Source organism: Deltaproteobacteria bacterium, from assembly GCA_019308905.1.
Classification (GTDB): domain Bacteria; phylum Desulfobacterota; class BSN033; order WVXP01; family WVXP01; genus JAFDHF01.
In genome coordinates this window covers 1-11,686 of record JAFDHF010000087.1, presented here as the reverse complement: position 1 = coordinate 11,686, position 11,686 = coordinate 1, and the positions used below count along the sequence as shown (strand labels likewise).

The window sequence follows — 11,686 nt, the reverse complement described above, 5'->3', positions numbered from 1 at the left end:
CAGGGCGAACACTGTTTTTCGCCGTGAAGGTTCGACCTCGCTGAGATCCTCCACAACCACAGGGCCTTCGACCTTCTTGAAAATGTCGGCCTCATCAAAAAGCACGTACCCGTCGGAGATGCCCCGGAACCAGGCCTTGATCTTCTCCGTGTTTTCTGGGTTGGTAAGAACCCAGTAACGGTCCCTTCCCAGTGAATCGCGGCTCAGGCGGACCACACAGACATCATCGATGATCTTCCCGTGCCGGTCCAGGACCGCTGCATGACGCCTGCCTCCGGGTTTGAGACCCAGGATGTCGACGGTGGTGAGCTCTTCGAGAAAGGGGGCGGTCCGGTCTCCCTTTACCTCGATTATCCCCATGTCACTGAGGTCGAGAAGCAGGTGCCTGGCGGAGGCTCTCTGGCTTGTCGTATCGTCCCTTTCCGCTCCGCCCGGCTCGAACAGAGGGACCCTGCTGGTTCCATCTTGGGGATAGAGGGCAAAGTGGGGATACCCGCTCCTCTGGGATCCTCCTTCTCCCCGGGCCTTTTCGCCCAGTTCGATTGCTTCCCTCTTTATCCCCTCCAGCACATCGAGATCGATCTTCCCCCTCGGCAGAATACCGGTCAGTCCGATATACTGAAAGGGTTGAATGGCTGTGAGGAGCCGGTGGATCATGTCGGCGAGCCGGTCCATCTCCTCTGTTCCCATGCCCCTCTGGGTGACCCAGGGTGTCCCCAGCCGGATTCCGCTGGCATCGGCTGCCGTCGCATCGCCTGGAATCGTGTTCTTGTTGACCACAATCCCGCAGAGGTCTAGAATCCGCGCCGCGATCTCCCCCTTGAGGGGAAAGCCTGTTTGGGTTTTGACGGCGTTGAGATCGATGACGAGCAGGTGGGTATCGGTCCCGCCATAGGCCAATCGGATCCCCCTCTGCTTCAGGGCTGCAGCCAGAGCCCCGGCATTTTCGACGATCCGCCTCTGGATCTCCCTGAAGGCCCTTGTCTGGGTTATCTTGAAAGCAACGGCCATGGCTGCGAACTTATTGACGTGGGGCCCGCCCTGCTCGCCGGGGAAGACGGCCGTGTCGATTTTCTGGGCTTTTTCTTCATCCGTCGTGAGGATGACGGCCCCCCTCGGGCCGAAGATGGTCTTGTGGGTGGTAAAGGTCGTCACATCGGCTATCCCCACCGGGTTCGGGTAGACACCGGCGATGGCCATCCCCGCTGTATGGGAGATGTCTGCCAGGAGGATCGCTCCAACCGCATCGGCGATCTCTCTGAACTTCCTCCAATCCGGAGCCCAGGGATAAGAGGTGTACCCGGCGATGATCATCTTGGGTCGTGCCTCGAGGGCGAGCTTCATGATGGCCTCATAGTCGAGTCTCTCTCTTGCCCTGCTGACCTCGTACGAGACGATGTGGTATCGCTTGCCGGATCGATTGAACTCACTTCCATGGGTCAGATGGCCGCCGTGGGAGAGAGACATGCCCATCACCGTGTCGCCGGGTTCGACAAAGGCCTCGTAAACCGCGTTGTTAGCAGGAGCTCCGGCAAGGGGCTGCACGTTGACGAATATGTCTTCGGCTCCGACCCGGGGATTGGCGAAGCACTTGGCGATTCTCCTCTGTGCCAGGGTCTCCAGGAAGTGGACGTAGTCGCAGCCCTTGTAGAAGCGCCTGTCACCGTAACGGCGGTAGTAGGCGAGCTGATGGGCCAAATCCCCGAGCCGTTCTTCCGAATCGAGGGTCATGCTCCTCGGGGGATAGCCTTCGGCATATACACTGGTGAAGACCGAACCGAGGGCCTCTCTGACCGGGAGAGGGCAGAGAGATTCCGAGGGGATTAGGATGATCTTGCGAGTCTGCCGTTCCTCTTCCAGGTCGATCAGTTCCTGGATCGCGGGGTCTATCTCTTTCAGGTCCTTCCCAAAGACAAGGTTGCCGTAGTCTGGTACAGCCATTTTCCGTCTCCTTCCACGGGTGAGAGGCCGTTTGCCACAGCCGGAGGTTTTCCTTCTCCACCTCTATGGTGAAATTGCTCCACATCCCGGATCAGAGGCCTTCCGGTCTTTTTCCATGCCGCCTCTGCCAGAATGTAGAGACCCCCTGAGACCAGGGTATGCCCGCCGAGAATCACCGGGATGGGGCATTCCCTCGCGGCCTCGGTAAGCAACCGCACCCAGGGGTCGGCGATCTCCTCTGGTTGGAGGATATCGGAGGAGAACCGGTCTCTTCGCGAGGGATGGAGGCCGAAATGGCGGAAAAAGACCCGGGAATCCACGACTGCACCGTGGATGTGGGCCCCCAGGGTACGGAAGAAGGAGGCAATGCCCGCTTTCTCGAGACACAGGCCCACAAGGGACCAGACCGCCTCTCCTCCTTTTCCCCCTTCCATGCCCCTCTCCTCGATGTGAAACCTGAGATGGCAGGCCGTCTCTCTGTCGAAGAAGAGGGCTATTTCCGGTGGTATCCGCCCCATGATCGCGGCCTCCCGGTCGCGATCGACAAGAACATCCATGAGGTGGAAGATGGACGATATGTCCATGGGCAGGTCCGAGACAACGCGGGAGATGTGACCCTCCCGTGGCGGGTGGGTCTTGAGCATCATAAGATCGGTGGGAGTGTCGATGTCGAAACGGGCCATGAGGCTCGGGGGCAGTACCCTGGTCTTTACCCCCTGATCTCGTCCCAGGACCATTCCCAGATGGTTGTCTTTGCGGCAACGCCCCAGGGTCCCGAGTGCCACGTCCCTGCCGAGAGCGGCAAAGTCTGTGGAAAAGAAGTTATTGACCAGAAGCATGTCCGGAGAGGCGAGGACCGCCCGTGCCATTCGGGCCATGTCTTCGGCCTCCATGAAGACCCCGCTCCCTCCCCCCACATAGAAGAGGGCCTCGACTCGGTGTTTTCTGATGATCCGGCCGAGCCTCTCGCCGAAGGGAACCATCTCTTGAGGGGACACTCTTTCCAGGATCACCGGGTAGTCCTTGAGGCTCTTCTCCATGATAGGGCAGTTGGTAACCAAGATGATCGAGCCGATCTCCTCCACATGGCAGGCTTTTTCCACATGGTCTAGGACATTGGCTCTTTTCGCCCCTGAAACCATCTGTTCGGCTTCGGAGTCTCCTTCGGATCTCATCCAGAGGATCAGAGTGGCCTTGGAGGATCTCATCCTGCTATCCCACATCGGTCCAGGTAAGGTGGGGAGACCGGGCCGCTTGGGTCTCGTCGAGCCTTGCAGCCTTGGTCTTATGTGGAGCCTGAAGCACAAGGTCCGGGTCTTCTTGCGACTCCCGGGCGATCGCCTCCATGGCCGAGACAAACCTGTCCAGGGTTTCCTTGCTCTCGGTTTCGGTAGGCTCTATCATCAGGGCGCCACGTACGATCAGGGGGAAGTAGATCGTGGGGGGATGGAATCCGTAGTCCATCAGGCGTTTGGCAATATGGACGGTCTGGACCCCATGGAGGTTTTGGAGTCTGTCCGAAAAGACGCATTCGTGTTTACAGATCCGGTCATAGGGGAGGTGATAGCTCTTCTTAAGCTTGGCCCGGATGTAGTTGGCATTGATGACGGCCACCTCGCTCGCCCGCCTCACCCCTTCTGGTCCCATGCTGAGTATATAGGCGTACGCCCGAAGGAGAACACCCAGGCTTCCGTAAAAGGCGCGCACCCTTCCGATAGACTTCGGATGGTCGTAGCAGAGAACATAGCGGTCCGCCTCTTTTTCCACGGTCGGTACGGGGAGATAGGGGATGAGGTTTTCGTTTACGGCAATCGGTCCGGCTCCGGGGCCACCCCCACCGTGGGGGGTAGAAAAGGTCTTGTGCAGATTGATGTGAACCACGTCGACTCCCATGTCTCCGAATCGTGTAATGCCCACCAGAGCATTCAGGTTAGCCCCGTCGCAGTAGACCAACCCGCCCTTGGAGTGGACGATCCGGGCGAGTTTGACGATGTCCCGTTCAAAGAGCCCCAGTGTATTGGGGTTGGTCAACATGAGGGCAGCCACCTCCTGATCCATGGCGGCTGCGAGGGCTTCGGAGCTGATCAATCCTCGTTCGTCCGATTTCAGAGACACCGGTTGGTAGTTGCAGAGGGCCGAACTCGCCGGATTGGTACCATGAGCCGAATCCGGGATGATCACCTTTTTCCTGGGAGCCCCTCTTTCAGCGTGAAAGGCCCGGATCATGAGCATACCGGTCAGCTCCCCGTGGGCTCCCGCCGATGGCTGCAATGAGACGCCCTTGAGTCCCACTATCTCGGCAAGCATCTGCTGGAGTTCGTACATGAGCCGAAGGATCCCCTGGGAGAGTCTCTCCCCCTGGTAGGGGTGGACCTGGCAAAGCCCCGGAAGACCTGCAAGGTCTTCATTGATCTTCGGGTTGTACTTCATGGTACACGATCCGAGAGGGTAGAACCCCAAGTCGATACCGTAGTTCCACTGGGAGAGGCGCGTATAGTGGCGGACCACATCCACCTCACTCACCTCTGGGAGGCCCTCGACCTCCTGGCGGAGGAAGTCGGCCGGGATAATATCCTCCAGGGATTTTTCTGGAACACCCGTCTCAGGCAGAGAGTAAGCCCTTCGTCCTGGGACCGACTGTTCGAAGACAAGCGGCTCGTTCAGAACCAGGCCTTGGGTGCCTGGGGTTTCTCGTGACATGATGGCCTCCTTGTCCCTCCATGGCACAGACCGCGAGCCCTGGAGGCGTGCCCGGCGGATTCATCCGACGGCCCTGAGGATCCTGCACATCCGGTCAATGTCTTTCAGGCGGTTGGTTTCGGTCACGCAGACAAGCATGTGGTTCTCTAATTCCTGGGAAAACCTGGCGAGGTCCAATCCTCCCACGATCCCCTCTGCCAGGAGGGCCTCGTGGATCTCCGGGACGGGCTTCTTGCATCTCACCACGAACTCGTTGAATATGGGGACCCGCTGGGTTGTATAGCCCGGAATCTCGGCGATCCTCTCCCTCGTGTAGTCTGCATTCCTCATGTTGATCCGTGCCACCTCCCGGAGTCCCTTTTTCCCAAGGACAGAGAGGTAGATGCTCGCTCTCAGGGCGTTGAGGGACTGATTCGTGCAGATGTTCGATGTTGCCTTTTCTCGCCTGATGTGTTGCTCCCTGGTTGCCAGGGTGAGGACGTATCCTCTTTCTCCCCTGCTGTCGGTCGTCTCACCGACCAGTCGCCCGGGCATTTTCCTGACAAAGCCCTTCCTGGTCGCAAAGATCCCGAGGAAGGGGCCGCCGAACGAGACGGGATTCCCCAGGGATTGACCTTCCCCCACCACGATGTCAGCGCCGTACCTGCCGGGTGGTAACAGAATCCCGAGAGAGATGGGCTCGACCACCGTGGCGATGGCCAACCCCCCTGCATCGTGAAGCCGATCGAAGATCCGTCCGAGAGCCTTTGGATCCTCCGCGACCCCGAAGAAGTTGGGGTTCTGAACCACCAGGCAGCAGGTCCTCTTCGAGATCTCCTCCTCTGCGGTTTTCCAATCGGTTTGGAAATCGCCCGTGAATGGGATCTCTCTGATTCGGACATCTTGGGCCAGGAGGTAAGTCTTGACTACTTCTCGATATTCGGGGTGGACCGTCGACGCGATGAGGATCTCCTTCCGGTCCGTCTTGATCCGCATGGCCATGAGGACGGCCTCGGCAAGCGCAGAGGCCCCGTCGTACATGGAGGCGTTTGCCACTTCCATGTCCGTGAGCAGAGCCACGTAGGTCTGGAATTCGAAGATGGCCTGGAGGGTTCCCTGGCTGACCTCAGGCTGATAGGGGGTATAGGCCGTGTAGAATTCGGAACGGCCGGCAAGGTGTGACACCACAGAGGGAATCCAATGAAAGTAAGCACCGGCCCCGAGAAAGTAGGTCGCCTCATCGGCGTCGGTGTTCTGTCCGGCGAGCCCCTTCAGGTGTTCGTACAGGTCCATCTCGGACAGAGGGCCGGGGATATTCAGAGGCTCTTGGAGCAGCAGCTCCCGTGGAATGTCTGAGAAGAGGTCTCCCACTGAATCGACCCCTATGGTGCTCAGCATCTCCCGGCAAACCTCTTCGGTATTCGGTATGTAGCGCATGACTCCTCCCCCAATCCTTCCGCGGTATCGGGCCGGCTACTGGCTCTCCTCTTCCTCGACCCACTTCTCATAGGCGTCCGGGTCGAGAAGCCCGTCGAGCCCGCCAGAGCCCTCGACCCGGATCATCCATCCTTCTCCGTAAGGGTCTTGATTGATGGGCTTGGGGTCATCCATGAGTTCCTCATGGATCTCCACCACCTTTCCCGAGACCGGTGAGTAGAGGTCTGAGGCCGCCTTGACCGACTCAATGGTACCAAAGGGTTCCGAAGCGGTTACCTCGGAGTCGACAGAGGGCAGCTCCACATAGACGATATCCCCGAGTTTGTGCTGGGCGTAGTCCGTGATGCCCACGGTTACAAGGTCGCCTTCGACCCTCGCCCACTCATGTTCCTTGGTGTATTTGAGATCTTTGGGAATGCTCATAGACTCCTCCTTCCGTACTTTCTCTGCCAGACCCTCGGCCGGGACACCGCACGTGACGAGCCCGAATCGATGGGGCTGCCTGGGCCCTGTTTCCTTGACTTACCAAAAGGGCGTCGGTTCACCTTCAAGACCTTCTCTCACGGGCCGGGTGTCGAGCTCGTCCCCGAGATCGACCTCCACGAAGCTGACCTGGAAGACGTCCTCAAAGTGCCTGCAGACCTGCCTGCGCAGGAGGCCCGAATCGATCGCCTCCCCGAGAATCTCTTCCGCGGAGGTCATTTCTACGGCGGAGAGCCCGCAGGGGTTGATGAGTTTGAAATGGGCCATGTTGGGGGCCTGGTTGAAGGCGAACCCGTGGAAGGATATCCACCTCCTTATGGCGAGACCCACAGAGGCTATCTTCTTGTTTCCCACCCAGACTCCCCGGTTGAGAGATCTCCGAAGAGCCGGAATCCCCAGGTCGTGACAGAGCCGTATGAGCGCCTCTTCTATGGAGAAGACAAAGCCGGGGATGTCTTTTCCGTAGTGCTTCAGAGAGAAGACGGGGTAACCCACGAGCTGTCCCGGTCCATGGTAGGTCACGTCTCCCCCTCTCTCCACGTGGAAGACCTCTATCCCTTCTGCCTGGAGTACCTCCTGAGATGCCCTTATGTTCTCCTCCCTGGCCCGGCGCCCCAGTGTGATGACGGGAGGATGCTCCAGCAGAATCAGCGTGTCCGGGAATCCCCTTTCGATTTTCGCCGATACCACACGCCTCTGGAGGTTCAACGCCTCCCCGTACGGGACCAGGGGATAGCTGGCCAGATAGACCTCTCTTCGGGACATTACCGCCCCCTCCTCTCCTTGCGCCGGCCTCTCCTAGGGGCGCTCCTTCACATACCGGCGGATGGCCTTGAACTGGCTCTCCCCATCGAGCCCTGCTTCTGCCAGGACCTTGTCGGCCTTCCCGCTTCCAAGGTAATGGCCCTTTTGGAAGGGATGGAGTGTCATCTTGCGGCCCCAGTCAGAGCGGATCCACCGATACATGGTGGGGAGGGTAAAGCCGGTGATCCCCATGGCCTCCTCGGAGCGTGCCCTGGGGAACAGGGATTCCTGGTCCGAGGGGGGCAAGAGGGCAAAGAGCTCGGCGCTTGCCACATAGTAGACGTCCAGGTCGATTCCCTCCTTTTCTATCAGTGGAAGGGCCTCTTGGATGAAAGCATAGGCGACTTCGCTTCCCTGAAGCACCACGGTCCCCTCCGGCTTTGCCCTGGCGCCTCGGAGGAGGTAGATCCCGGATTTTGCCTCCCTTGCTGGAGCCAATCCCAGTCCCTCCCGGTCGAGTACCTCTTCGGTCGGCCGCGTGACAAAGGGTGCGATCACCGCGGGACGCCTGTCAAGAGCGGCAGAGACGAGAGGCCAGATCTCCTGGGGATCCCAGGGAGTGAGAGTAATCATCGTGCCCAGGGGAAAGTCTTCCTGGAGAAGCTGGAGAGCCTGGGGGTCGGCGTGGGTAGGTCCGTCCTCCCCTGTTTTGACACCGGCATGGGCACAGATCATCACAAAAGGCCGGTAGGGTTCCTTCACGATGGCCTGTCGTGCCTGGTTGCCGATGGCGTGAAGGCGGGCCGAGATGTGGCCCAGGGGAGCGATGAAGGCGGCGTAGGAGGAACCCACACCGATGTGCCGTCCAAAGGCGGATAGGCCGCTCAGGGTGCCTGTGATGGCATCCTCGCAGATGCCGCCTATCGCCAGGAGGCGCGAACCCGGATTGGTCTTCCGATTGTAATACCCCTCAGGAAAGTCCTCGCCTATGGTGTTGACGCTTGTGGAGCCGAGCAGGTCCGCTGCTGCGGCGAAGATGGCCCCCTTGCTGGCCCTGTTGTAATAGCCGAGAACACGGCCCAACTGGCCTCTGAGGGTCGTTGTCTTCCCGGGGGAGAGGGCGACCTCGCCGGGGACGGCGGAACCCTCTCTTGCCGCTGTTTCGAATACGGCTTCGACGTCAGGGGCATCGGGGCGGGCTCTGCGCTTGCGCCTGTCGAGGCGATCTCTGGCGTCGCGCAGCCTTCCGGCGAGGTCCTCCACCACCTGCCGGTTACCATCCAGAGCCTTTCTTATGGTCGTCAAGGCCTCCCAGAAACACTCCTCTACGACGGCAGCCCTCGTCCCGCCATCGCAGCGTTGTTTGCCCGGTTCACACCGGGGAACCGTCGAACCCGTGGCATCGAGAAAAGGCTGGAGAGCCTCGTAGAAGCCCTCGGTACAGAGATTGTGTCCGGCTCCATGGGACTTCCTTCCCTCGATGCCGTATTTCCAGCCCTTGGTTGTCCGGTAGATAATCGCCGTAGGTTGTCCGTTGCCGATGGTGGCCGCCTTCTGCTGAGCGAGGAAGATCTGCCGGAAGTCCTTTCCGTCGGGAACGAAAATAGTGTTCCAGTCGTGGAGGTAGGCGAACTCCATGGGATTCCACTGGACATAGTCACCAGGTGCATCTCCCTCGCGGCAGACTCGGTTCGAATCGATTGAAGCCTGATTCCAATCCACGTGGAGGATGGCATTGCCCAGGGAAGCCGTCCCTGCAGCGGCCATGGCCTCGCTTACCCGCCCGGGCGTCATCCCCCCTTCACCCTCGACAATGTGGACGCGGGGTGCATCTTCGCCGTAGTAGTCGAGAGCCCCGAAGGCCAGTCCCAGGGAACTTGCCAGACCCACGCCCGACGCACCCGTGGAGAGGCGGAGAAAAGGGGTTGCCGGTGTGGGATGGCCGTCAAGGGGTTTAACGTTGTATTTCAGAAAGAGCGGGGTCTTTGTAATGGGGTTTCGCCGGAAGCCGAGGAGGTCTTCCAGGCGGAGCTGCAGCCGCTCGTCACTGGGGAGGAGTTCGGGGGCTCCCATGCGTACTACCTCGTTGCGCAAGGCCCACATGGCATAGAGGCCCAAGGCCTTGTGACCGGCGGCGTAGGAGATGATGTCCCCGTCGTCCCGGTCCGGGTCGGATACGTCGTAGTCCAACGCGCCGAAGATGATGGCGCTTACGAATCTACCCGAGGATATCGATCCGCCTGGGTGTCCGGAAGTCGGGACGTAATTGTAGAGCATGGCACAGAGGGAGCGGTAGATCAGGTCAAAGCCTTCGAAAGTGTTTGCCTCATCGCTGGATAGAGGTTCGGCCGCCTTTTTGAGCTCCTCCCCGATGTCGATGTAGACGGCGCGCCTCGGCCCGAATGCCAATGTCATGGTATCCTCCTTTCGCCCTCATGCGGCGACCCGCTCTATTCCGGCCGGCCTGCCGATTCTTGCCCAATGCTTTCGGGTCACCGTGTTTTTTTCCCGCACTACACACCGGGTGTGATCGCGTCGGATCCACCTCGAGGGGATTCAAAACAGGTGTTCTCCCTCTTTGATGAACCCCTCGAACCCCTTCTTGTCCTTTGCCGCCGCCTCGATCCTCCTCACCCCTTCCTTCAGGGACTCGATGTCCGTGGCCGTGGAGAGCCTGAGGTAGTGCTTGCCCTCACTGCCGACGACGCCGAAGGAACGGCGGTCCATGGTGGCCACTCCATGGCGGTAAAGGGCAAACATCTGGAACATGGTGGATGGACTGGTTCTCTTCTTTGTCTCCGGGGGGAGTTTCTCATAGGCGTCGATGATACCCAGATCCGCGCAGACACCGCCGATATTGGGAAAGACATAGAAGGCCCCCTCAGGCTTGTTGCAGTGGATACCCTCGATCCGGTTGAGTGCCTCCACCACTACATCCCGCCGCTTCTCAAATTCCGCGACCATGGCCGCGATGATTCTCCTGTTTTCTTCATTGTCGAGGGCCTCTCTACCGGCCTCCTGGATGAACGGGGGCGTGCAGGAGATGAGGTTGATGTTGAGCTGGCGAAACACCATGGCCTCTTCCACGGTGGGCAGGACCGCATATCCCAGGCGCCAACCGGTCATGGCAAAGGACTTGGAATGGCCGCTCTCAAGAATCGTATTGTTGGCCATGTCCGGAATAGAGACGATGCTTTCGTGCTCCTTTCCGTCGAAGATGATATCCTCATAGACCTCATCGGAGTAGATCCGAATGTTGGGATCGGCCCGGTCCTTGACGACCCGCGCAATGCCGGCAAGATCCTCTCCGGTCAGTACCCCGCCGGTGGGGTTTGAAGGGGAGTTGATGATCAGGATCTTTGTCCTCGGTGAGATGAGCCGCTCCAGATCTGCCGCATCGAAGCGAAACCCCTTGTCTTCCTCCAGGTGGAGTGGAACGGGCACGGCACCCACGAAGGTCACCCATGATTCGTAGATGGGAAACCCGGGACTCGGGTAGATCACCTCGTCTCCGGGGTTCACATAGGTCATCATGGTATAGGAGATGGGCGGCTTTGCCCCGGTGGTGACTACCACCTGACGGGGATCGACGGTAATACCCCTGGTCTTCAGGAGATGCCGGCAGATACTCTCGCGCAGGGGAAGGATACCCTGGGGGTCCGTGTAGTGGGAGTTTCCCGCCCGGATGTTCTCGATGGCGACTTGGTTGATGTTTTCGGCACTGTTGAAATCCGGTTCCCCGAGATTCAACTTTACCACCTTCATTCCCTGCTGCTCGCACCGACGGATGTCGTCTCCGATCTTGAAGGCGTTCTCCGTGCCGAGGTTTTGGATCCTGTCTGCATAGAGATTCATGACTGCTGCCCTCCTCGGAAAAGTCTATGGGTTGCCCCTACAAAAAAATAGGAGCAGAATTTTTCGTTCTGCCCCTGTCTCTGTTACCTGAGAGATTACCCCTTTGCTTCGAGGGCTTACCCCTTCGGTGTCCAGGCCACGGGCCTGGAGCTTTCCAGGAGACTCCAGAGTCCCAGTCCTTTTGCCTGAGAGTTTCAGCCTTTTCCATTACGGCCTTGCCCCTTCGGCGCCCGCGTCACGCGGATCTCTCCTGGCGACTCTGTTTTGACAAGATCTATCTTGACATATTTTCCCCTCGGAGGCAAGGGGAAAGATTGGTGGAGTTTCCTGAATTTTCGGCCCAAGATTCTTGCAAGTATATGACTTCACGATCTTTTTTTGTCTTGGCAGGAGAACACCCTTGTCCCCTCGCTCCTGAGCTCACGCGGTGACCCTATCAAGGTTCGCGGGTGGGGAATTCCTGCCCCTTCCCCACGAACACGACCTTTCCCCTTCCCGCTCACCCTTGATGGGTACCCCACCGCTTCCGCAATGTCGCTCGGAGGCA

Annotated in this window: 8 protein-coding genes and 1 riboswitch; all 8 genes read right to left on the bottom strand. The window is 59.3% G+C overall.

Annotation, left to right across the window (positions count from 1 at the left end; genetic code table 11):
* A partial coding sequence (locus JRJ26_18930) for a serine hydroxymethyltransferase (GenBank protein ID MBW2059569.1) occupies positions 1 to 1,941 on the bottom strand: 1,941 nt, incomplete at its 3' end.
* Complete coding sequence (locus JRJ26_18925; protein ID MBW2059568.1) at positions 1,896 to 3,149, bottom strand: hypothetical protein; 1,254 nt, start codon at positions 3,147 to 3,149, stop codon at positions 1,896 to 1,898. The genes JRJ26_18925 and JRJ26_18930, both read right to left, overlap by 46 nt.
* 4 nt (positions 3,150 to 3,153) lie before the next feature.
* On the bottom strand, positions 3,154 to 4,641 hold the full coding sequence (gcvPB, locus tag JRJ26_18920) for an aminomethyl-transferring glycine dehydrogenase subunit GcvPB (protein MBW2059567.1): 1,488 nt from the start codon (positions 4,639 to 4,641) through the stop codon (positions 3,154 to 3,156).
* 60 nt (positions 4,642 to 4,701) lie between these two features.
* Positions 4,702 to 6,057: an aminomethyl-transferring glycine dehydrogenase subunit GcvPA gene (gene gcvPA, locus JRJ26_18915; protein MBW2059566.1), complete on the bottom strand. Its 1,356-nt coding sequence runs from the start codon at positions 6,055 to 6,057 to the stop codon at positions 4,702 to 4,704.
* A 36-nt stretch (positions 6,058 to 6,093) separates the two neighbouring features.
* The gene (gcvH, locus tag JRJ26_18910; protein MBW2059565.1) at positions 6,094 to 6,480 is read right to left on the bottom strand and encodes a glycine cleavage system protein GcvH; all 387 of its coding nucleotides are present in this window, start codon (positions 6,478 to 6,480) and stop codon (positions 6,094 to 6,096) included.
* A gap of 99 nt (positions 6,481 to 6,579) precedes the next feature.
* The gene (gene lipB, locus JRJ26_18905) at positions 6,580 to 7,305 is read right to left on the bottom strand and encodes a lipoyl(octanoyl) transferase LipB (protein MBW2059564.1); all 726 of its coding nucleotides are present in this window, start codon (positions 7,303 to 7,305) and stop codon (positions 6,580 to 6,582) included.
* 33 nt (positions 7,306 to 7,338) lie between these two features.
* A complete protein-coding gene (locus tag JRJ26_18900; protein ID MBW2059563.1) occupies positions 7,339 to 9,699 on the bottom strand; it encodes a hypothetical protein in 2,361 nt (786 codons plus the stop codon).
* A 141-nt stretch (positions 9,700 to 9,840) separates the two neighbouring features.
* Positions 9,841 to 11,139 carry a pyridoxal phosphate-dependent aminotransferase gene (locus tag JRJ26_18895; GenBank protein ID MBW2059562.1) on the bottom strand — a complete coding sequence of 433 codons (1,299 nt, stop codon included), beginning with the start codon at positions 11,137 to 11,139 and terminating at the stop codon, positions 9,841 to 9,843.
* Between the two features lie 163 nt (positions 11,140 to 11,302).
* A riboswitch (glycine riboswitch) is annotated at positions 11,303 to 11,403 on the bottom strand.
* Between the last annotated feature and the right edge of the window lie 283 nt (positions 11,404 to 11,686).

Bases quoted from the DNA above. Each gene is read 5' to 3' on its own strand.
- JRJ26_18925 (MBW2059568.1), bottom strand. From the start codon at position 3,149: ATGAGATCCTCCAAGGCCACTCTGATCCTCTGGATGAGATCCGAAGGA.
- gcvPB (MBW2059567.1), bottom strand. From the start codon at position 4,641: ATGTCACGAGAAACCCCAGGCACCCAAGGCCTGGTTCTGAACGAGCCG.
- gcvPA (MBW2059566.1), bottom strand. From the start codon at position 6,057: ATGCGCTACATACCGAATACCGAAGAGGTTTGCCGGGAGATGCTGAGC.
- gcvH (MBW2059565.1), bottom strand. From the start codon at position 6,480: ATGAGCATTCCCAAAGATCTCAAATACACCAAGGAACATGAGTGGGCG.
- lipB (MBW2059564.1), bottom strand. From the start codon at position 7,305: ATGTCCCGAAGAGAGGTCTATCTGGCCAGCTATCCCCTGGTCCCGTAC.
- JRJ26_18900 (MBW2059563.1), bottom strand. From the start codon at position 9,699: ATGACATTGGCATTCGGGCCGAGGCGCGCCGTCTACATCGACATCGGG.
- JRJ26_18895 (MBW2059562.1), bottom strand. From the start codon at position 11,139: ATGAATCTCTATGCAGACAGGATCCAAAACCTCGGCACGGAGAACGCC.